This is a genomic window from Microcystis sp. M015S2 (assembly GCF_020245945.1).
GTDB lineage: Bacteria > Cyanobacteriota > Cyanobacteriia > Cyanobacteriales > Microcystaceae > Microcystis.
The window spans coordinates 1-21,711 of sequence record NZ_JADBTX010000086.1; the positions used below are offsets into that span (position 1 = coordinate 1).

At 40.5% G+C, this 21,711-nt stretch carries 24 protein-coding genes, 1 tRNA gene and 2 pseudogenes; 11 read left to right on the forward strand and 16 right to left on the reverse strand.

Annotation, left to right across the window (positions count from 1 at the left end):
- The 11 genes from IM473_RS15250 to IM473_RS15300 all read right to left on the reverse strand — a co-directional run.
- Positions 1 to 140: element excision factor XisH family protein (locus IM473_RS15250; RefSeq protein ID WP_287658457.1), on the reverse strand; the 140-nt coding region annotated here is incomplete at its 3' end.
- 36 nt (positions 141 to 176) lie between these two features.
- A complete protein-coding gene (locus IM473_RS15255; protein WP_287658430.1) occupies positions 177 to 401 on the reverse strand; it encodes a hypothetical protein in 225 nt (74 codons plus the stop codon).
- Positions 388 to 645 carry a type II toxin-antitoxin system RelE family toxin gene (locus IM473_RS15260; RefSeq protein ID WP_104397397.1) on the reverse strand — a complete coding sequence of 86 codons (258 nt, stop codon included), beginning with the start codon at positions 643 to 645 and terminating at the stop codon, positions 388 to 390. The genes IM473_RS15255 and IM473_RS15260 overlap by 14 nt, the downstream gene beginning before the upstream one ends.
- A gap of 6 nt (positions 646 to 651) precedes the next feature.
- Complete coding sequence (locus IM473_RS15265; RefSeq protein ID WP_002800859.1) at positions 652 to 885, reverse strand: hypothetical protein; 234 nt, start codon at positions 883 to 885, stop codon at positions 652 to 654.
- 266 nt (positions 886 to 1,151) lie between these two features.
- Positions 1,152 to 1,421, reverse strand: a complete 270-nt coding sequence (locus tag IM473_RS15270; RefSeq protein ID WP_002762139.1) for a type II toxin-antitoxin system RelE family toxin — start codon at positions 1,419 to 1,421, stop codon at positions 1,152 to 1,154.
- A complete protein-coding gene (locus IM473_RS15275; protein WP_002732229.1) occupies positions 1,418 to 1,621 on the reverse strand; it encodes a RelB antitoxin-like protein in 204 nt (67 codons plus the stop codon). Before IM473_RS15275 ends, IM473_RS15270 begins: the two co-directional genes overlap by 4 nt.
- A gap of 13 nt (positions 1,622 to 1,634) precedes the next feature.
- Positions 1,635 to 1,769, reverse strand: coding sequence for a hypothetical protein (locus IM473_RS15280; protein WP_002753982.1), 135 nt, complete (start codon positions 1,767 to 1,769; stop codon positions 1,635 to 1,637).
- A complete protein-coding gene (locus tag IM473_RS15285) occupies positions 1,766 to 1,993 on the reverse strand; it encodes a type II toxin-antitoxin system Phd/YefM family antitoxin (RefSeq protein WP_002774562.1) in 228 nt (75 codons plus the stop codon). The genes IM473_RS15280 and IM473_RS15285 overlap by 4 nt, the downstream gene beginning before the upstream one ends.
- A 139-nt stretch (positions 1,994 to 2,132) precedes the next feature.
- A complete protein-coding gene (locus IM473_RS15290) occupies positions 2,133 to 2,363 on the reverse strand; it encodes an NACHT C-terminal alpha/beta 1 domain-containing protein (protein ID WP_002753986.1) in 231 nt (76 codons plus the stop codon).
- On the reverse strand, positions 2,356 to 5,793 hold the full coding sequence (locus tag IM473_RS15295) for a tetratricopeptide repeat protein (RefSeq protein ID WP_287658432.1): 3,438 nt from the start codon (positions 5,791 to 5,793) through the stop codon (positions 2,356 to 2,358). The genes IM473_RS15290 and IM473_RS15295 overlap by 8 nt, the downstream gene beginning before the upstream one ends.
- Before the next feature lie 242 nt (positions 5,794 to 6,035).
- Positions 6,036 to 6,680 carry a DUF3782 domain-containing protein gene (locus IM473_RS15300; protein ID WP_287658434.1) on the reverse strand — a complete coding sequence of 215 codons (645 nt, stop codon included), beginning with the start codon at positions 6,678 to 6,680 and terminating at the stop codon, positions 6,036 to 6,038.
- Positions 6,681 to 6,984: 304 nt separating this feature from the next.
- On the opposite strand from IM473_RS15300, the gene IM473_RS15305 reads away from it, so the two are divergent.
- Positions 6,985 to 7,698, forward strand: coding sequence for a TauD/TfdA family dioxygenase (locus tag IM473_RS15305; RefSeq protein WP_287690517.1), 714 nt, complete (start codon positions 6,985 to 6,987; stop codon positions 7,696 to 7,698).
- Positions 7,699 to 7,954: 256 nt separating this feature from the next.
- Here IM473_RS15305 and IM473_RS15310 read toward each other — a convergent pair.
- The 3 genes from IM473_RS15310 to petE form a co-directional block, all read right to left on the reverse strand.
- A tRNA-Met gene (locus IM473_RS15310) sits at positions 7,955 to 8,028 on the reverse strand.
- A gap of 83 nt (positions 8,029 to 8,111) precedes the next feature.
- A complete protein-coding gene (locus IM473_RS15315; protein WP_287658437.1) occupies positions 8,112 to 9,839 on the reverse strand; it encodes a succinate dehydrogenase/fumarate reductase flavoprotein subunit in 1,728 nt (575 codons plus the stop codon).
- Positions 9,840 to 10,075: 236 nt separating this feature from the next.
- Positions 10,076 to 10,453, reverse strand: coding sequence for a plastocyanin (petE, locus tag IM473_RS15320; RefSeq protein ID WP_287658438.1), 378 nt, complete (start codon positions 10,451 to 10,453; stop codon positions 10,076 to 10,078).
- Positions 10,454 to 10,645: 192 nt separating this feature from the next.
- Here petE and petJ point away from each other — a divergent pair, with 192 nt between their 5' ends.
- The 7 genes and pseudogenes from petJ (at position 10,646) to IM473_RS15355 (ending at position 15,529) form a co-directional block, all read left to right on the forward strand.
- Positions 10,646 to 10,966 (forward strand): cytochrome c6 PetJ, encoded by a 321-nt coding sequence (gene petJ / locus IM473_RS15325; protein WP_002794566.1) that lies wholly within the window; start codon positions 10,646 to 10,648, stop codon positions 10,964 to 10,966.
- Positions 10,967 to 11,082: 116 nt separating this feature from the next.
- Positions 11,083 to 12,762: a DUF3352 domain-containing protein gene (locus IM473_RS15330; RefSeq protein WP_287658440.1), complete on the forward strand. Its 1,680-nt coding sequence runs from the start codon at positions 11,083 to 11,085 to the stop codon at positions 12,760 to 12,762.
- 398 nt (positions 12,763 to 13,160) lie between these two features.
- Positions 13,161 to 14,066, forward strand: coding sequence for a tetratricopeptide repeat protein (locus IM473_RS15335; RefSeq protein WP_287658442.1), 906 nt, complete (start codon positions 13,161 to 13,163; stop codon positions 14,064 to 14,066).
- Positions 14,067 to 14,318: 252 nt separating this feature from the next.
- On the forward strand, positions 14,319 to 14,510 hold the full coding sequence (locus IM473_RS15340) for a type II toxin-antitoxin system HicB family antitoxin (RefSeq protein ID WP_002800870.1): 192 nt from the start codon (positions 14,319 to 14,321) through the stop codon (positions 14,508 to 14,510).
- Positions 14,507 to 14,689 carry a type II toxin-antitoxin system HicA family toxin gene (locus IM473_RS15345; RefSeq protein WP_012267861.1) on the forward strand — a complete coding sequence of 61 codons (183 nt, stop codon included), beginning with the start codon at positions 14,507 to 14,509 and terminating at the stop codon, positions 14,687 to 14,689. Before IM473_RS15340 ends, IM473_RS15345 begins: the two co-directional genes overlap by 4 nt.
- Before the next feature lie 149 nt (positions 14,690 to 14,838).
- A complete protein-coding gene (locus IM473_RS15350; RefSeq protein WP_287658444.1) occupies positions 14,839 to 15,117 on the forward strand; it encodes a hypothetical protein in 279 nt (92 codons plus the stop codon).
- A 2-nt stretch (positions 15,118 to 15,119) separates the two neighbouring features.
- Positions 15,120 to 15,529, forward strand: a pseudogene (locus IM473_RS15355) (type II toxin-antitoxin system VapC family toxin).
- Positions 15,530 to 15,683: 154 nt separating this feature from the next.
- Here the strand turns inward: IM473_RS15355 and IM473_RS15360 are convergent.
- Positions 15,684 to 16,271 (reverse strand): Uma2 family endonuclease, encoded by a 588-nt coding sequence (locus tag IM473_RS15360; RefSeq protein WP_287658445.1) that lies wholly within the window; start codon positions 16,269 to 16,271, stop codon positions 15,684 to 15,686.
- A gap of 1 nt (position 16,272) precedes the next feature.
- Positions 16,273 to 16,377: pseudogene (locus IM473_RS15365) on the reverse strand (CU044_2847 family protein); the annotation flags it as partial.
- Positions 16,378 to 16,833: 456 nt separating this feature from the next.
- Here IM473_RS15365 and IM473_RS15370 point away from each other — a divergent pair.
- Genes IM473_RS15370 through IM473_RS15380 form a run of 3 tightly spaced genes read left to right on the forward strand, consistent with a single transcriptional unit; the run spans position 16,834 to position 21,686 of the window.
- Positions 16,834 to 18,081 carry a sigma-70 family RNA polymerase sigma factor gene (locus tag IM473_RS15370; RefSeq protein ID WP_287658446.1) on the forward strand — a complete coding sequence of 416 codons (1,248 nt, stop codon included), beginning with the start codon at positions 16,834 to 16,836 and terminating at the stop codon, positions 18,079 to 18,081.
- 2 nt (positions 18,082 to 18,083) lie between these two features.
- Entirely contained in the window at positions 18,084 to 19,211 is a 1,128-nt protein-coding gene (locus tag IM473_RS15375) for a DUF1822 family protein (protein ID WP_287658448.1), read from the forward strand.
- A gap of 15 nt (positions 19,212 to 19,226) precedes the next feature.
- Positions 19,227 to 21,686 (forward strand): CHASE2 domain-containing protein, encoded by a 2,460-nt coding sequence (locus IM473_RS15380; RefSeq protein WP_287658449.1) that lies wholly within the window; start codon positions 19,227 to 19,229, stop codon positions 21,684 to 21,686.
- Positions 21,687 to 21,711: the final 25 nt, after the last annotated feature.

Sequence of the window (21,711 nt, forward strand, 5' to 3'; positions counted from 1 at the left end):
AATAGTCTTTCTGCTCCCAAATCAACAAACAGGTTTTTACCTCTTGCTAAACGAATCCGTAGGGGGTCATGGGTAATTGTCCAGCCGTCTTTGATTAGGGCGTGTTTTACACAGTCATGGAAAATATCTTTGGCAGGCATTGTTTTTTATAGATAAAAACTGAAATTTTCTCAGGTTTACTTTAAGTTATTGTCTGAATCTCCTAAGTTTCCCTGAATTTGCCCTAACAGTTCCTCACAATCTTTAACCAAGGTAATCCCCAATTCTTGGCATAATTCAAGCGCTTGTTGGCAGTAGCTGAGGGCAAGTTCAGGGCGATTAGTTTTGTGGGCGATTTCGGCGAGAAACACCAATTTGGATTTGAAGTAGCGCAATGTTTCTAAATTATTAGCGATAGACATCTCTTCGATGTTTACATTGCAAGATGAGTATTGCCTGTTTTGGGTCATCAATTTCATAGCGAACTCGATAGTCACCAACAGGCAAACGGTATTCATAATCAGAATTTTTTAATTTAACTACACCAGAGGGACGCGGTTCTATTGATAAATCTTTGATTTTTTCAAGAATACGACTTTTGATGGGATTAGGTAAGTCATCAATCTGTTTTTGTACAGATTTAGAGATTTTAATACTATAATCCATTGTGATTTAATCCTTGCTCAAGTATTGTTCAAGGGTCACATAGTCGCCTGATTGATATTCATCCCGAACTTGTTGAAGTTCTGCTAAGGTTTCCTCGTCGTCTTGATAGGAAGTTTCTTCTGCTTGAAAAATTTGTTGTTCTAGTATTTCTAATAATTGTTGTTTTTGCGTTAAGTCAAGGGATTTAATCGCTTCAGTTAGAGATTCAAACGTAATTTTAAGATTGATGGTGGTACTCATGAAATTTCTCCTATTTGGATAAAAAGTTAAATTTTGAGAATTGCTTTAATTTTCATGGTTGGTATAGGTGATCAAGGGTTTCTAATCTTCTTCTAATGTAGCCTGAATTTGCCCTAACAATTCCTCACAATTTTTAACCAACGGAATCCCCAATTCTTGGCATAATTCAAGCGATTGTTGGCAGTAGTTGAAAGCGCGATCGCAGTGATTCATTTTGTGGGCTATTTCGACAAAGGCTTTTCAATGATTCTTTATCTACCGAAATTTTACGGGAAATAACGATAGAATTCTCGACGATGAAGAACACGAGCAAATGTAATTGTATCTTCTTCAACAAAAAAACCAATTCTATAGTCACCAATTCGGATACGATAGGCATTATATTCTCCTTTTAATTTTTTAAGGTTGTTAATTTCGCTTAGCTGCTTAACTGCTAAAATATCAGTAAAGACAAGGTTTTTTATGACTGAGTAAGGGGAGGTACTTTTTAAATCCTTAAGATCCTTGATAAAAGTAGGAAGATAGTTGATTTTCATTCTTTTTCTAATTCAATTAAAGCTTCCTCCAAAGTTAAGGGAGTTTCATCTTTAACGTCTATCATGGCGCGATAGAGTCCAGTATCTTCATAGGTTTCTATTATTTGTTGATAGTCTTCAAAGTTAATAATAACTTGCTGTATCTGACCTTGATTATCTGTAATCAAGTCTTGAGCAAAGGGATAATCTTTGATGTTCATAATTAATTGTTCCTCATTTTGCTTGGGTTTCTAATCCCCTTCTAATTTGATATTGATTATTTTCGATCAGAGAACGAGCAGCATCACTAAGATTATTATCACCTTCGATAAACCATAAAAAGGCGTGGGTATCCATTAAAATTTTCATGGCATATATTCCTCAAATTCTTCGATGGGATCATCAAAATTGTCAAGCATTTTAACGATGCCTTTTGCGCTTCCATATTGGGGATGTTTAACAGTAGTAGGAAGAGAAATGAGTTGAAAGTCTTGACCCTCATGATTCTGGATAATAACTTGTTCACCTTTTGAGGCAGCTTTAAGGAGGTCAGGTAGTTGACTTTGGGCTTCGTTTAAAGTTAGTTTTATCATAGCTTTGTTCAGTTAAATATTAATTTTTGAGATGATAATTTACCTTAATTATTCTCTAACGTAGCCTGAATTTGCCCTAACAGTTTTTCACAATCTTTAACCAAGGGAATCCCCAGTTCTTGGGATAATTCAGAGGTGTTTACCGATTTTTCCAGTTTAAGATCACTTCGATTAGGTTGGGTTGGTTGGGGGAGAAGGTTTGTAGGTTAGCAATGGGGTTTTCGGTAATCCATGCGATGGGAATAGTCGGGTTAAGTTGTTGACAGAGGGATAAAAGGGTGTCACTAGGGTCACTTTCTCCGAAAATGAGAGTTAATTGGGCATTTTGGGCGATTAGGGGGATAAGATGACGTTTTGATGATTTAGCCAAAGCCTTTAGGTTTATTAGATGATTGACTAGATTTCTTGGGTTTCAAATTTTGACTACGCTTTATACATTCTTCTAGCTTCCGTTGATAAAAGTCAATGCTACCATCTTGTCTTATTCTACAGTTTTCAATCGTTTTATGAAAATAACCAATTGCTTTTTTAAATTGTCTTTTACGATCATAAAATTTTGCCAGACAAGCATAGCAGTGTACTATCTCAGGATGGCTAGGCTCTAATAATTTTTCCCAAATTCTCTCACATTCTAATAACATTTGTTCAGTTTGCTCATCATTTTTCTTTTGCCAATCATAACAAGCAGCAAGATTCAATAAGGATTGTCCAACGAGATAATGTTCATTTCCTAACTCTTTTCGTCTGAGGGATAAAGCAATTTTATAACTTTTTTCTGCTTCTGAATACTTTTCTAAATCTTCCAGAATCAAACCAAAATTGTTATGTATATGTGATTCTCTATATTGAACTGTTTTATCATTTGTTCGTTCAAAAATGAGTTGGCAAAGTTCTAGCGATTGTCTAGTATATATTTCAGCTTCTAATAAAAAATTTATCCGTTGATTTAGCTGAGGAGGTTGGTTAAATTTTTGGGCTACATTCCATAATGCTATTCCTAAATTTGTATAACTCTCAATAATTGTTAAACTACTGGAAGTATAGGAATTTCTGTCAATTTTTGATTCATAGAAAAGTTTTTCTCCTATTGCAATTGCTTCTATCGATAATTTTATTGAATCTTCGAGCTTATTAACACGAGTATAAGATGCTGCCAAAAAATTTAGTGATTCACAATATTCTATCGAGTTAGTCAACTGAAATTTTTTATAAAGCTGGTTAATTTTTAAAGATAATTCTTCTGCTTGATCATAAAATCCTTTATTAAAGTATTCAGAAGCAATTTCATGTAAATACTTTAGAGAATCTGGCTCCAAATCATCGAGTAAATTAAACTGAATTTCAAGTAATTCTAATAAAAGTTCTTCTGCTTCATCTAAACGATTTTGATTAATATATAACAAAGCAAAGTGACCAAGATTAAGTCTATTGGTAGTGTATTTAGGATCGAAAGTTTCTTTGTTAATCTGACGAGCTTGTTTAAAGTAGTTTTCAGCTTCTTCCTGTTTGCCCATTTCTAGATAAAGACCGCCTAAATTGTTGGATACCTGAGCAAAATAGATAGTTTCTCTATATTTTTCCAACGATTGCAAAGCAAGCTTATAACAATTCTCTGCTTCATTGTATCTTTTCTGTCCTTGATAAACTAATGCTAGATTATTATTAACTAAAATAAACACAAAAAACTTTTTAACAACTTCTTCATTTGGTAAAGTATTATTGCTCTTTCTCTTTATCACATCATTTATGACATCACCAAGTATATTGTAATATACATAGGTTAAAGTTTCTTCTGCTTTATCGTAGTCTTTCATCTCACGATAAGTGTCACCAATAGCATTTGTTATAGTTAAAGTCTGATCGTTATTTTCACCTAAATATTTTTTAGCCACCAATAAAGCTTTTTTTAAAAATTCCATTGCTCGATCATATTGTCCATTTTCTTTCAAGATAAGTGCTAAATCATTATAAAGAACCATTAAATGAATGTCACTATTACCAAACTTATTCTCAGTGATTTTTATGTATTCTTCAAAGTTTTGAATTGCTTGGGAAGAAAAACCTTGACTAACATAAAAAGCATTAACTGCTTTAATTGGCAAATTCCAATCATGAGGAATATTATCATTGTAATTATCGGCAATGTAATTATAATGATGTTGTGTAACTTGTTTAATATGAGGAATTAGAGGCTTTAACTCTTCAATTTTTTGGAGTGATAGTATTTGTTGAGTAAATTTTTTAGACTTTAAGCAAAATAACTTACAATACTGTTGCTTTGCTGTCGTTAAGAACTCACATTGATCTAGCTTTTCTCCTAAATAAAGGTGAATTAGACGATGGAGTTCATATTCATTACTTCCTCTTGACTTAACTAAGTTTAGACCAACTAGATTATCAATTAACCATTTTTCTATATCATATTCATCTTCATTAGGAAATAATTCATTTATCCATGTTTGTTTAATTGGTGCAATAGCGAATAAACTTAAATAAAGAGCTAATTTTTGGGTTTTTGGTTCATCCTTTAGCTCATACCAACTTAGATCAAAAGCTGCTTTAACGCCTCCTTTTGCTGTCATTTCAGTATGTCTTTCGCCAAGCAAACCGTTATCTTTTAGTCCTTTGTCTCTTAATCTATTTATAGTGTCTTGTATTGTCCATGAGCGTCTTTTTAATAACCTTGCTATTAACTCCAAGGCTAGAGGCAAATATCCTAAATCTTGACAAAGTAATTTTGATTCTTCAATTTCTGTGTCAATTCTGTCATCACCGATATAGGAGCGAAGTAAATCAAGGGAATCATTTTCTGATAATTCTTCTAGATGAATATTTTCTATTTTATCAGATAAATATTCACAGCGAGTTGTAATAATTACTTTAAATTTTTTAAATTCATAGGGAGGTAAATATTCAAAAATTCGGTCAGCATTTCGTACATCATCGAAAATAATTAAAACATCCCCATCAATCCAATTTTGCCAACAATCTTGGACTTGTTCGATAGATGTTCTTCCCTGTGGCTTATCTAGTTTAAGCTTATATTCAAAAAAGCTTATAATATCAAAACTAGGATCATTCCCTTTAACATCTACCCAACATACTCCACCTTGATAAGTTGTTTTTCTGTATTCTTGCCAAGCATATTGTAATGCAAGTTCTGTTTTGCCAATTCCTCCCATTCCTGAGAGAGTAGAAATGGCAATCCTTTCGGCTTTTTGTAGCTTTTCATGTAATTGATTGAGAACAGTTTCTCGCCCTACAAATTTGGCAATACCACTGTTTTTTAAATTGTGGGGAATGGAAGCGTTTGCTTCGGGTTTAGCGATCGCAACACTGTCTTTAAAATTGTGGGGAATGAAAGCGTTTGCTTCGGGTTTAGTTACCGCTTTTTTAGAGGGTTCAGAGCGCCTTTTATGCCACTCCTCCGAAAATTTAGTCAAATTTGTTGTCTTATCGCCGCATTTCGCCCACAGAGTTAGGGAGAACCGCCATTCCTCACACCCCTGCTTTTCATTTTCGTGACGCTCATCCCGAAGAATGCCTAGATAATCGGCCAAATAGTGGCTAATCGAGTCCCTAACTTGATCTTTGGTTAATTTTTCCCCTTTCTGCTCTGCCAAGCGTACTAAAGCCGCCACATTCGTCTTAACCTGCAAAAGCTTCTCCTCTTCCCCTAGAGCCAGCTTGACTCCCCAATCATTATCCTCACATTGACAGTGAGCCACATGATCTAATAAGACTTCAAACAAGCGTTTGACCCTTTTTTCAACAGTTTCGCCATAACTCTTCTTAGGCATGGGATTAGATCGGTAGAGGTTTGGGATAGCTTATTTTAGTCTATTTTTTGGGATGATGAAAAACACCTAAGGGACTTGCGCTTTGATAATGTACCTTTTGGGCGAACGCAGTTCGCCCCTACATTGTGGACAAAATTTGATAATGTAGGGGCGCAAGGCTTGCGCCCTCCGATCGATCAGGTTTGCTGATCACCATAAGTAGGGGGAGAGCCTTCAAGATGTTGATGATGAAAAACACCTAATCAGGCAAAACCTAGGGGCCGAAATTGAGCATCGTTGATGATTTTAACCGTTTCTCCTGATTGCTTAATCACAAATAAACCGCGCCGATAAGCATAACTATCTATCCCCTGATCGATTTCAATCCCCGCTACTGCACCATAAACCTGAAAGTCTCGAAATTGGGGAAAGGCTAACTTAAATCGCTGTAATCGATCAAGACAGTCATCTACATCATCCTTCGATAACCTCGACTTACACTCCACCGCCACTAACTCACTGCCATTCACCGCCAGAATATCAATTTCCATCGCTGCCCCGGGACGTTTACTTTTTAAGCGACTCATGGTTTGGGTGACATCAATCCCCCGTTCTTGAAATAACTGCACAACCGCCGGCTCTACCATTTCTTCTGTAAAAAGACACAAAGGGGTAGTTAAGTTATTGACGGCTTCGGTGGTGGCCCGTACCTGCTTTTTCAATTCTTCCATCGTGCGATCGGCTTCAGCACTACGGCGCTCGGCTTCAGCATTGCGGCGGTCCGCTTCAGCACTACGGCGCTCGGCTTCAACATTGCGGCGTTCTGCTTCTTTTTGGAACTCGGCAAATTGAGCCTCGGTTCTTTCAAACAGTTTGTAAATATTGGCGATCGTAATAGCTTCTGACATGGCGTGTTCTTGTCTATTTGAGCAAAGCCGATCCTATTCTAGCAACTCGGCTGGTTGAGAGGATATCGTTCTTTTACCCATCACTTGCTGACAGGATAAATCCGACACCATCCCGACCAAAAATCGCAAATTTTTTCCTCGAAAAGTTTGGGGTACCCCACTCCCCCAAAGCCTCCCCCAAAGCTGAAAGCCTTAGCCAATCAGCTTTTTATTATGCAATTTTTTTTAATTAGACCTCTTGCCTTAGCACATACCCCAGATTTTTTCATAGCAAGTATCAACCTATTGAAGTGGGGAAAATCTTATGTTTTCAATGCTTACGTTCTCAACTGCTACCCTAAAAAACCACCTCAAAAAAAACGGTTTTTTTGTCTTCGATAACCCTTGCGGCGATCGCTGGTTCCAATGTTTAGAGGATATTACCCAAGCAACCCCCGTTATCCAAACTAACGGAGAGATTATCTATCCTATCAAAGCAAATCCTGACGCTATGGGAAAAAGTGATGCACAATCCCCCGGAATTGGGCTTTTACCTCATACAGAATGGTCTTACAAAGCTATCCCTCCTAAATACCTCTGTTTGCGCTGTAAAACTCCGGATCGTTGGGGTGGGGGTGCGACGACTTTGGTTAAGTTTGATGACTTAATGCGTCATTTTACCCTTGAGGAACAACATTTTATGGCGGCTCAACCTCAATATTTTATGTCCAAAGACGGCAAAGAAAGCTGTTTTGCACCAATCTGGCAACGAGATGCCGAAATCATCCGCTTTAGCTATAATGTGCTGGTTTATCGGGAATTTAGCCCCGATATTAATAAACCGATCGCTTCCGGTCTAGATTCCCGTTTAATGGCTTTATGTGGCAAATTTTTGGCACTGTTTGAAGCCTATCACGTTCCGCTCTATTTAAAAGCAGAACAGATCCTGATCATGGATAATTATACTTGTCTCCATTCTCGCCAATCTTACATTGACCCCAATCGCTGTCTTGAAAGGGTAATGTTTGATGTTCCCTAACGGGAAATCGGGGTTAACTAGGGTCTGCTGAAAAAGTTTGTTGGTGGGGGCAGGGTGTGGGGTGTGGGGTGTGGGGTGTAGGGTTTTACCGATTTTGAGGTAGTCAGTTACCTAATTTTCAGGGAAAAAGTACCTGAATTTTACCCCCGATCCCTCCAATGGTCGGCACTTTTTGAGGTCAAAAAAGTCTAAAAGCCTTATCAAACAAGGTTTTTAGATTTATTCAGCAAGCCCTAACTACTGGCTTTATTAGTAATGGCGGGAAGCGGATTTGAACCACTGACCTTCGGGTTATGAGCCCGACGAGCTACCAGACTGCTCTATCCCGCGTTGCTTTATCTAGTATAGAACTAAATCTCGGTAAATGCCAAGGAGTTTGTAATATTCCTTTACATTTACCGTCCGACCAGAGGTTAATACTTACGTTCCACGGGGGTGAAATCCTGAATCACCACGGGCATATAGTCGATATCGATGCCCGAGGGGGAATAATAGGCGAGGGTATGCTGAAGGAAATTTTGGTCATCCCGTTGGGGAAAATCCTCGCGGGAGTGGGCCCCTCGGCTTTCTTGACGATTGAGGGCAGAGGTGAGGATAATTTCCCCCACCACCATGAGACTTTGTAATTCCCAGGCCTCGATTAGTTCCGTATTCCAGCAATCACCCCTATCATCGAGGTAAATCTGCTCGTATTTGCGCTTTAATTCGCCGATTTGTTTAATTCCCTCGCGCATGGTCGCTTCGGTGCGAAAAACGCCGCAATGTTGGGTCATACAGTCTTGGAATTGCTGACGTAGTTGACCGATGCGAATCGTGCCTTTTTTGGTCAATAAAGCGGTGATTTCCTCTTTGGCATCCTGAAGGTAAATATCGGGATTAAAGACGGGAAAAGCGCGTTTTTCGACGTATTTAGCGATCAATTTGCCGGTTCTTCTGCCATAGACCACACATTCTAACAGGGAATTACTGCCCAAACGATTAGCCCCGTGAACAGAGACACAGGAACATTCCCCGGCGGAGAAAAAGCCCTCGGTGAGGGTATCGGCACTTAAGCGAACGCGACCATCGGTATTAACGGGAATGCCGCCCATACAATAGTGAACCGTAGGACGTACAGGCATCGGTTCCTCTACCGCATCGACACCGACGAGACGGTGGGCCTCCTCCCAACAAAAGGGAATGCGACTCATAATTTTTTCCCGGCCTAAATGGCGTAAATCCAGATAGACAAAGGGACCCCCGGCGCTACCGTCCAGATTTACCCCCCGGCCGGCGCGAATTTCTAGGGTAATGGCCCGGGAAGTGATGTCCCGGGGTGCCAATTCCATGCGCGAGGGGGCGTAGTCTTCCATAAAACGACGACCTTCGCTATTGATTAAATAAGCCCCTTCACCCCGGACTGCTTCTGAGATTAAAACACCGACGGGATAGAGTCCAGTGGGGTGAAATTGGACAAATTCCATGTCTTCTAGGGGAATACCCGCTTTTGCCGATAAAGCTAAACCGTCCCCCGTACAGGCGAAATCGTTGGAGGTGGTGTTATAAACGCGACCATAGCCCCCGGTCCCGAACATAATTGCTTTTGCCCGAAGGATTTCTAACTGTCCGGTGGCGATTTGGTACATTACTACCCCTTTAGCCGTACCTTCTTCGAGGATAAGGCGCAAAACATACCATTCATCGTAGATTTTTACCTGATTACGGCCTAAATTGCTGACTAATTCGTGCAGCATGGCGTGACCGGTTTTATCGGCGGCGTAACAGGCACGGTTATGGCTGTGACCGCCAAAGGCTCTTTGGGCAATGCGTCCATCTTCGAGACGGGAGAATAACACGCCTAGATGTTCCAATTCGATGATAACTTCGGGGGCTTCTTGGGTGAGGATATCCACCGCATCCTGGTCAGCCAGAAAATCGGAACCTTTGACGGTATCGTAGGCGTGGGCCTTGGGATTATCTTTGGGGTCAACGTTTTGCAGGGCGGCGGCGATACCTCCCTGGGCAGCGACGGAGTGGGAACGAATTGGGTGGGTTTTGGCAACGACAGCAACATCGATAGTCGGGTTGAGGCGTTTGATTTCTAAGGCGGCGCGGCATCCTGCTAACCCACCGCCCACTATAACGACATCGTGTTCTTTCATGGCTGATTTTTCTACGGGCTTCTGTTTCTATGGTGGGGTGAGAATTGCTGAGAAGTCAGTTTTTGTAACCGAGACTTTATATTTCAGGGGGCAGGAGGCAGGAGACAGGAGACTATTTTTATTTATTCTTCCCAATTCATAATTCATAATTTATAATTCATAATTCATAATTCATAATTCCCAAAAAACAACCCGCAGCAGTTAACCGCGAGTTATTTTTGGCTAAAATCGGATAATTACTGAACGGTAATCGTTCCGACCATACCGGCGCCGCGATGGGGTTCGCAGTAGTAGGTGTAAGTACCCGGTTCGCTGAAAGTGCTTTCAAAGGACTCCCCGGCGGAAAAAGCCAGACCTTTGTGGGATAATTTGCTGGCTTGGGCTTCGGGAACTTTGGCACTATCGAAAACGATGTTATGGGGAGAAAGTTTGTTATTGACCCATTTCACCGTATCTCCTGCTTTAATAGTGAGGGTGGGGGGATCAAATTGTAGTGTACCTGCATCACCGCCCATCTTCACCGTGAAGGTTTCGGCGGAAGCGGCGGCAGTGTTGAAGAAGAAGCTAGAGAGGACTAGCGCCACGGTAGCGAACAATAAACCTAATTTTTTCATGCTTGTTAATCCTTTACACGAGGGAAGATGACAAGTTTGACAGCCTGTCTTTTGACAAAAAAGTAAAAGTTTGCTTTTAACTGTCCCATTGATTCATTCTACACCAAGTTTGACAGCTTGTCTTTTGACAAGAAAACCGTTTTTTTCTGACCATGGTTGGGGAATTTCTTAAGAAATAGAGGAGAACCTATCGTGAAAAGATTATTAATTTCCCTGTGCTTGCTCTTGGCTGTGGTTACTTTCGGTATGGCTCGTCCGGCTTTAGCTGATGGGGCTTCGATTTTCAGTGCTAACTGCGCTTCCTGCCACATGGGCGGTAAAAACGTGGTTAATGCCGCTAAAACCCTGAAAAAAGAAGATTTAGCTAAATACGGCAAAGATTCCGTTGAAGCTATCGTTACCCAAGTTACCAAAGGTATGGGGGCGATGCCCGCTTTCGGTGGTCGTCTCAGCGCTGAAGATATCGAAGCTGTAGCTAACTATGTCCTCGCTCAAGCGGAAAAAGGCTGGTAAAAGTTAGTTATCGGTGGCGAGTTATCCGTTGTCAGTCTGGTAAGAATTGTAGCGATCGAAATTCTTGGGTCATTTGCTGGCTTAAAATAGCTAATGGTTCATCTCGGGGCAAGGTTGTGAAATTGCGATCGTTTTTCTATATTTTAGGTGCGACGGTAATCATTCTCCTAGGAGTCGCTACAGCCAGTTTTGCTTGGATTCTCGCCGATAGTCCTCTGTCTTTGCTCAAAGGTGGAGTAATGCGGGAACCGACGGCGGCGATTTTTGTGCCGAAACAGGCCCCGGTTATGGTATCCTTGTTGGTCAATCCCGAACGTTTAGAGTCTTTTGGTCAATTAATCGCTACACCGGCTAATCGACGACGTTCCCACCAACAAATTAAAGATTTAGAAAAAAGTCTGCTCGGTAAAACGGGATTAAATTATCAAAAGGAAATCAAACCCTGGTTAGGGGAGGAAATTACCCTCGCTGTTACTTCCCTAGATTTCGATCGCGATACCGATAATGGTATCCAACCGGGTTATCTTTTGGCAATTCAAAGTAAAGATGGTGAACGCGCTAAGGAATTTCTGCAAGCTTCCTACTCAAAACAGGCGGTTTCGGGCAAATTTGACCTCGTTTTTGAACTCTACAAGGGAGTTAACCTGATTTATCAACGTCCCTTGACCGCAGGAGATAATAATCGTTTTCTCGCTAGTGCCGTGGTGGGTGATACGGTGCTTTTTGCCAATAATATCAAGGTTTTGCGCGAGGCACTTAATAACGTGCAAGTACCGGATTTAAACCTAAAAAATAGCCCCGATTACCGAGAAGCCCTCAAAAATATCACCGAACCGCGTATAGCTATAGTTTACGGCAATTTACCCCCGTTATCGGCTTGGATCGCTAATCAACCCGTCCCGGAGAGTCCCGAAGCAAAACAACGATTAGCCACGGCTTTTACCCTCAAATCCGGGGGAATAGTCGCCCAAACCGCCTTAATTGGGGTCTTAGGACAGGATGACCAAGCACCAATTTTATCTAGTCCCGTGGGAGCATTATCTTTTATCGGCGAAAATAGCCTTTTAGTCGCCGCTAGTCGCGATTTAAATCGTTTTTGGACTCAGGTAGAGGAGGGGTTAGAAGCAGATAGTCCCCTACAGGAATTAATAACACAGGTCTTAAACCGCTTCCAGTCGCCTTTAGGTTTAAATTTGCCTGAAGACGTTTTTAGCTGGGTTAGAGGTGAATATAGCCTCGCTCTCGTGCCTAGTTCAAAGGGGATGGAACCCGATAGTGTTTTTGTAGGGGAACGGGTGATGGGGGTAGAGGTGGACAGTGCGATCGAGCATTTGGATGAGTTGGCCCGCAGTCGCGGCTATAATGTGGTTAATCTGCCTTTACTCGATCGAACGGTGACAGCTTGGACAAAGTTAACCACGGCGGTCCCGGGGGGGAAAGCGCAACTAGAAACGCTCGTGACGGGAGTGCATACTAGGGTCGATAATTATGAAATTATCGCTAGTTCTGTGGAAGCGATGGGTTTAGCTTTATCTGCACAGAAAAACCCCATTTTAAGTAGTGGTAAGTTTCGACAGGCAATTACTGCTTTACCCGCAGAAAATGATGGTTATTTTTACGTCGATTGGCGACAATTGCAACCGGTAATCGAGGCAAAATTCCCGATCGTGCGGGTGTTAGAATTATCGATTAAGCCTTTATTTAATAATCTGCGTTCTCTTACTATTAGCAGCCAAGGTAGTGAAAATTCTGTGCGTCGGGGAACGATTTTCTTTAACTTGGGAGTGAAGTCTTAATCGGTTATCAGTTATCAGTTATCAGATAGAAGCTTGTAGGTTTGGTTGAGCGATTGAATAATTAGGAGAAAACTGCTCGATTCAATGGTTTGAGCAAAACCCAACATTCTTGACGACATTGGTGTGGTTGGGTTTCCCTCAAGCGTCGCTAATATTTGACAGACAAAAGTTATTATTGCTTGACCCAACCTAGGGCTTTTTAGACAAAAAAAGCCTATTCTGTATATTCCCAAAAAAGCAGCCTATGAATTAAGCAGGGGTTGCTGAATAAATCTAAAAACCTTGTTGGATAATATTTTTAGGCTTTTTTAGCCCAAAAACCTTTTTTAGCAGGATTTACACCGATATTCAGCCAACCCTAAGTAGAATTTAAAATCATCCCCAGTGAGGAACTAGCCATGAAATCCTTTGCCCTTCTTACCACCGTTAGCCTAATCAGCCTTTCCACCCTCGCGACTGTTCGCCCCGTCATGGCGCTAGAGAGCCGACAACCAGCCGAAACCCGGATCGCTCAAGGGAACAATCAAGACGCGATCGGCCACTATAACCGGGGAGTTGACTACATGCAACAGGAAAAATACGATCTCGCCCTCGCTGAATTCACCAAAGCGATCGAGATTAATCCCCGAGACGCAATGGCTTACCTCAATCGGGGGGTTATTTACTACGAACAGGGGAAACCCGACCTCGCCCTGTCCGATTTCAATCAGGCGCTCAACATTAATCCCCGATACGCCGACGCTTACTACAATCGCGGGTTTCTTTACGGCGTACAGGGGAAACCAGACCTCGCCCTGTTCGATTACAATCAGGCGATCGAGATTAATCCCCGAGACGCAATGGCTTACCTCAATCGCGGGCTTCTTTACCTACAACAGGAGAAACCCGACCTCGCCCTGTCCGATTTCAATCAGGCGCTCAACATTAATCCCCGAGACGCAATGGCTTACAGCAATCGCGGGGTTCTTTACGCCGATCAGGGGAAACCAGACCTCGCCCTGTCCGATTACAATCAGGCGCTCAACATTAATCCCCGATTCGCCGACGCTTACTACAATCGCGGGAATCTTTACAAAGGACAGGGGAAACCAGACCTCGCCCTGTCCGATTACAATCAGGCGATCAACATTAATCCCAGATACGCCGAAGCTTACTACAATCGGGGGGTTATTTACTACTATCGACTAGAAAGGGAAAAAGCGATCAGAGATTTGCGACAAGCCGCCGAACTGTACCGCCAGCAAGGAAACGCGGCGTTATATGAAACGGTTATGGAACTCCTACGGCTATTAGGCGCGGTCTAGTCCTTTTTCTTGGGTTGAGCGAATCAATGGGTTAAAGAAAACCTCTCAATTTTAAGGGAAAGCGAAACCCAACAGCCAACACTTAAATCTGTCGGAATCGGCGATCGCAAATTTTGTCGGCTGCATTAACGAAGTCTAAGGCGGCAATCTCGCTGCCAACCCTGATAATAAAGCTGATCGTGGCTTGAGAGCAATTCCGTTATAATAGGGGTCAACTTAATATCGTTAGCAACGCAGAATGAGGATTTCACCATGAGAATTCCATATACATATTGGAAAGAATCAGATGGGATGTTCTTGGGCTATTTGAATGAATTTCCCGATCATTGGACCCAAGGTGTTGACTTAGAAGAATTAATCGAAAACCTGATCGATCTCTACAGAACATTTACTACGGAAGAAATCCCCGGAATCAAGAGAGTTGCAGAGTTTGAATTCGCATGAAAAGACATGATTTAATTGCACAATTGGAGCAAGCTGGCTGCTACTTGATTAGACGTGGAGGGAAACATGATATTTACCATAATCCAGATACTGGAAAAACAGAACCAATTCCCAGACATCGAGAAATTAATGAGCGATTGGCTAAAAAGATTATCAAAAGTCTTACTGGTGACAGATAAATTCACAGTGCCAATCAAACAAGGCTACAAGGAAGCAAAGGAGCTATGGAAAAATGATTACTGTAGGATTTTAAAAAAGGCGATCGCTATTCCTCTAATAGATGCTGCTATACCCAGTTTTCTAATTGAGTAATTAAGGAAAAATTATCATGGATAATATCGAAATCAAGCAAAAAATAAACAAAAAACTTGATCTGTTAAACACAGAAGAGTTAACGTTAATAGATAATTTGTTAAATCAGATTACTTCTTTTCTAAAAATAAAAACTCCTCTGGATATTTCATCAAAAGATAATTTTGAGAATGAAGATACTTTAGCAGATCTCAGAAATAGTGATTTTATTGGTTGTTTTTCTGGTGAACCAGATTTAGCAGAAAAAGCAGCAGAAATCGCTCAGGGTATTTTATCTAGAAAAGATGTTAAATAATTATGATTATTGCTGACACAGGTTTTTTTGTTGCTTTGGGAAATAAAAACGATAATTTTCATGCCCAAGCCAAACAAAAACTTACCACGTTAAAAGAGTCATTAATTAGCACTTATCCAGTTATTATAGAAACAAGTTATCTTCTTTGGGAAAGATGCGGAAATGATGCTCAATTTAAATTTATAGGTCAATTAACTCAAGGGAGTATTAAAGTTTTTCATCTAGAAAATATTCATTTAGAACGAATGCTAGAATTAATGTAAAATATTTGAGTTTGCCAATGGACTTAGCCGATGCTTCTTTAGTAGTGTTAGCTGAAACAATTAAGGAGAACAGAATATTAACCACAGATAGGCGAGATTTTACTGTTTATCGTTGGCTAAATAATCAAACATTTGATATCCTAATTTAACAGGAATCAGTCCTTCAACCCAACCGACGATAATAGGATTTGAAAATGGCGATCGCTATTCCCATCCTCTTATTTTTTTGTTGGGTTTCCTTCTTGATCTTGAGAATCGCAATATCAAATGATTTTGGTAGATAATTGAGATGGGATTTAATCCTTATTCTTCACTTAAATTAAAATCAATTCGTTGATAAATATCCAGCAATGAGATTTGAAAATCCACAGAATAAAACCTTAAAACATCATTCTCTGATTCAGATGCTTTAAACAACCATTCTCCATTATTTTGTTGATAAAATTGCTCCACATAATAACGGTATTGATCAATCAAAATATATTCCTTAAAGTCAGGAATTGAGCGATAAAACTTAAACTTATCAGTGCGATCATAATCTCTGGTTGATTTTGATAAAACCTCGACAATGATTAACGCATTAGTTACAGTATTTGTGCCTTTTCCTTCATATAATGGTTTGCCTTTAATCACCATTACATCAGGATAAGTATAAAAGCGATATATTGGCATCCATAACCGTACATCACTCATAAAAGCCCAATAATCTTCATTGTTAATCTTAGTCGGAAAATTTTTATAAAAATTACCAGCAATTAGATTATGATTGGTTGTTGCTCCCGTCATAGGAATAATTTCTCCATCCAGATATTCATTTTTGTATTCTGCTGTTTCTTCTAACTGACAATATTCTTCAGGTGTATAATACCGTTTTTCGATTTGAACTTGCATACTAACCTACCTTATCTTGGTTAAATTCCCATTCAATAGCAACTTTAATATTAGCTTGTGCTGAACCTTTTGTCACTAAAGATATCCCCGTTTTACCCCCAACTTGTAACCCAAATTCTTAAGTAACCTTACTGGGTGGATTGACTTGGGAAACTCCCTGTTTGATCGAAGTTAATAATAATTGTAAGCTAAGACGTATTTAAATCGCTTATTTTTAGATTAGCCGAATCTCCCCCCAATCCCTTTATGCCACATATCAGGACAGGCACTCATGCACTCTTGCAATAGGCAAAAGGGAGAATAAATAATCATTCTTTAATAACCGGATTTAGTATGACTCCTAACCCCACCAACAAACTTTTTCAGCAAACCCTAATTATCAGTGACTCTTAAATTAATACAAACGTTTGCACAATCGTCTCCTCACTCCTGACTCCCCAGACTCTCGACTCCTCAAAACGAAAAATTTGTACCTCACCATTAAGATAACTGCTATAATACTGCATAAAATCTCGAAGTGGAACGATAGAGAGTTTAGTTGACCTCCACGGGGACTAGCTAGATGAAAAAACGAGAGACTTTGCTGGAGAAGTTTTGTTGCTTTTTAGTTTTGCGACAAAATAGGACAGAATGGAATTGCGATCGGCGTTTGCGTCGTAACATGGAAAGCTATGGCCAAATCGATCCTAATGTCGATTCAGAGGAGTATTTGGCCCTATTCTTTCAGCAACAGTATCAGAATCCCGGTTCCCAAAATCATCTTTTTCGTGGGCATTTATACGCTTATTTGCAGGAACCTTGCTACTGGGCTGCTGCCGAAATCTATCAAAAATATCAAGCTAAACTAGATTATCAGATCGAAGACTACTTTAACGAAGGAATTCTTGGTTTTGAGGCTATCTTAGCTGACTTTAAGCCTTTATTCTCCACCCGCTTCGATAATTTTGCCAATCAGAGGATTAAATATCGCTTAATTGATCGCATCCGTCAGATTAGTCAAGCATTCGGCCATAATACTTGGAGCCTACTACTTAATTCTACCGGAGCGGGTCTCAGCCAAGCTCTCCAGGCGAGGGGATTAGTGGGGGAAACTCTCGAAAATTACCTTTTAGCTTGGGATTACTATAAAGAAATTTATGCCCAGGCAAAAATCAAAACCGATGGTAAAATTCAGGAACCTAGTCCAGAAATCTGGCAAAAAATCGCCGCTGCTTATAACTCGGATAGCCACTCTACCATCAAAATCAATTCTGCAACAATTAACCGATGGTTAGAGGATGCGGGAAAAGCTATTTCTGATTATTTATTTCCCCAAGGAAAAACAATTTCCTTACAGCAACCTTTCGGGGATGGGGAAAGTAGCACGAGGGAGGAAATGATCGAAGATACTCTCCATGATACCCCTTGGCAGCAGTTAGAAGCGGCGGAAAATTTTCGCGAGTCGCAACAAAACCACCAAAAAATTCTAGCTTGGTTAGGGGCAGAAATTCAACAGATTTGTCAGCAGCCGCAACAGGCAAAACTGCATCCGCAAATTCAGTTAATTCTAGAGATGACTTATGGGTTGGGGTTGGGACAAGTGGCAATTGCCGCTAAGATTACAGAAATTACCACGGTGGTTATCAAACAATATCAGGTTTCTAGGGAACTGGATAAAGTTTATCGTCACCTCGCTAAAAAGTTTTTACCCTGGGCCAGCGAAAACCTGCATATTCCTTCCCAGTCCCACGATAGAGAAGTTATTAGTAAAGCAATAGAACCATGGCTAACATACTACTATCAAACCAGCGCAACAACTCAGGAGGATTAATTATGGTTAATGATTGGTTAGAACTAACTCCTGATAGCATTTGGCTAGAAATACCCGCAGATATTCAAGAGATAAGTTGGGCAAAAAGTGCCAGTTTTACTGATGCCAGTATTCGTCAGAGATTTTATGTTAATTATCTCTGTCAACAAGTTATTTTTAACTATCTACAGTCAGGGATGCCTGGGGTTAGCTTAGTAGAAAATCAAGAGGATTTCTGGCAACTAGGAGTTAATGGTTTTACCGTTAAATTAGGCGAAAAGTCAGTAATAGTTATTGCCAGCGAAACTCTGGATCTAGAAGCGATCGAAATTCCTCAAGAATGGGTAGATATTCCTCAATTAATTGGTGATTATTATTTAGCGGTACAGGTAAACACTGCCGAAAGTTATCTGAGAATTTGGGGTTCTACTACCCATAAAGATATTAAGGAAAAAGGACAATATATTAAGCGTAATCTTAACTACTCTCTACCGAGAAATCAACTGCAATCAGGATCAGATTCTTTGGATTTATGGGGAGAGTGTCAATTACAACCAGTTAAGATTGAACGGGAAAAGAGGTCAGAAAAACTATCTTTAGATAGATTGACAACCTTACTAGACATCTTAGCTAATCCTCAGTTAATCTTTCCCAGAAAAGCTATTGCTTTTCAAGAATGGGCAGCAGTTATCGTCAATAGTAACTGGAGAAAAATTTTAATTACCCGTCGGCAAAAATCCCCCGTCAAGTTAACCAATTGGTTTGCCGATAATTTCCCCATTGATTGGCAAAGTATCCTCGATTTTAGCTCACTGTCACTGGTTCCAGCTTTCAAAAATACAGAAATTAAACGCATCAAAGATTTAGGAGTAGAATTACTGGGAAATCCCCTCGCTTTGATGATTACTATCGCTAAAACTGAAGAAGTATTTAGCCTGCAAGCGACTGTTTACCCCACCGGAGAAACAAGCACTTTACCCCCCCATTTAAAATTAACTATTCTCACCGAAACTGGTCAGGTTTTTCGAGAAGTAATTGCCACAGATAACGATGAATTTATTCGTTATCGATTTGATGCTGAATTGGGGGATAAATTCTTTATTGAAGTGGCTTTAGAATCGGCAAGAGTCACCGAATATTTACAAGTATAAGCGAGGAAAAACTTAATGATTAAACTCTTAACTCTCGAACTAGATGGCACATTTGATCGGGGATTTAAAGTAAAATTAGAAATTCGTCCCGATCTTAATTCTCGTCCCCAAACTGTGATCAAAGCAAGGCTACCAGCTAATTTAGAGTTATTAACTCTTTACCGTCAATGGCAACGTCACTATAGTGAATTAGAGGGATTTTTTAAAGTCTTAAAAGATAGCAATCCCCAACAAATTACCAATAGTTCTCAGCAGAGTTTAGTCTTTAAAAACTGCCAAGAAAAAGCCAAATTATTTGAGGATAACTTAAACAAATGGTTGAATAATAGCCCAGAATTTGAACCGATTAAAACCGCAATTCTGCGCTCTGGCAATAACTTTCGTATCTGGTTACAAACCGATAATATTTGGCTGCAAAGATTCCCCTGGGAAAAATGGGAAATCCTCCAAAATACTGGCGCAGATATAGCCATTATTGTCTCAGAATACGATACCTTAGCCAGACAATTAAGAAATCATGAAAAAATTCGGATTTTAGCCATTTTAGGCTATGCCACCGACTTAAGATTTCTCGAAGAAGATCGCAAAACTTTAGACGATATTGCGGGAAAAGCAGGAGCCGAAATTATCTGGGAAAAAGCCCCACACCCGCAAAAATTAAATCAGTTATTGCGTCAAGAAACTTGGAATATACTCTTTTTTAGCGGTCATAGTGCCAGTACAGAAGATGGTCAAGATTGCGAAATTCAACTAACAGAAACTCATAAATTAAAGATAGCTGATTTCAGCTTTTCCCTGGGAGAAGCCACTAAAAACGGGTTAAAATTAGCGATATTTAACTCCTGTGATGGTATCGGTTTGGCACAACAACTATCACGGGAAAAAGGGATGGCATTACCCCATCTAATCTTTATGCGCGAGAAATTACCCGATCCTGTTTCTCCCAAATTTCTGCAATACTTTTTAACCGCTTTTACCAATAATAAATCTCTCTATAGCGCCGTACATGAAGCCCAAAAAAATCTCCACGATGATTGGGAAAAAGACTATCCCTGTGCCAGTTGGCTGCCCGTAGTTTGCCCCAATCCCACCGAAGAACCCCCCACTTGGCATAGTTTCAGTAAACCCCCTAAAAATTGGCGACGATTCGCTCTAACTTTCGGTTTAGGTTTAGCCGTAGCGATGACAGTCTTGGCAATAAGAGAAACAGGAATTTTAGAACCCTTAGAATTAAATATTTATGATCGTCTGATGCAACTAAAACCCAAAGATAAACCCGATGACAGATTATTAATTATTACCATTGATCGCCAAGATTGGGAATATCAAGATCGCATGGGGATGAAAAGACCAACAATACCAGGAAGCGATCAAAAACGTTCCCTCGCAGGAGAAGCATTATCGCAGCTTTTAAATAAATTACTGCCCTACGAACCGCAAATTATCGCCTTAGATATCCTCCGTCCCATCGCTGCCAGTCAAGATTATCCACCCCTAGCCAAACAATTACAAAATACTCCTAATTTTATCTCGATTTGTAAGTTTAATAATTACCCGCAACCGGACGGATTTCCCCCACCCCCGGAACTGCCAAAAAATCAGAGTGGTTTTAGTAACATAGTCCCAGACGAAACCATTGCCGGAGTTCCCCGAATTCGTCGTTTTTTATATCAGGCAAAACTCGATCGCACCTCTCCCTGTCTTCCCCCGGATTCTTTGGCCAAAGTTGACTCAATGTCCTGTAATTTTAAAGATTATGCTCCTAGTTTTAGTCTCCTAATTGCCAAACGATATCTAGAATCCCAGAATCAAGATTTTGACTGCAATAAACTGGAGCGGGGAATTCTAGAAATTAATATCGGGGATACTCATCTCGGTGACTGGCTACAATCCAACCGCGGCCCCTACAGAACCAGTCAATCCGATACCCGATCCGGCCGTCAAGTTATGCTCGCTTACCGTCGAATCGCCGATAATGGCATCGATGCAATCATCAAAATTGCTCCGAAAAAATCTCTCCGACAGGTTTTAGATCCGCGTTTTAATTCCGAATCAGTCCGGGAAAAAATTGTTCTAATTGGAGTAACAGAACCGGGGATCGATGATTTTTTAACCCCCTTTAGTCGCAACCCATCGGAAGCAATTCCGGGGGTTTATCTGCACGCGCACGCAGTCAGTCAAATTCTCGATACAATGACGGGAAAACGAGCCTCGATCGCTTTCTGGAATCCCCTACAGGAGACTTTCTGGGTGTTGGGGTGGTCCCTAGTGGGGGGGTTATTAACGTGGCGTTTTCTTCGGGTAAAAACGGTACTTTTGACAGTAGCGATCGCTATGATTTCCCTCACCGGCATCGGTTGGCTTCTCTTTAGTTATTTCGGTCTCTGGGTTCCGATTCTCCCCCCAGCGATCGCACTTCTCACCACCTCCGGTATCTTCTTTTTTCTTCGTTCTTATACTAAATCCGTTGAGTAACGCACAGAAAACGGGTTTCTCGGAG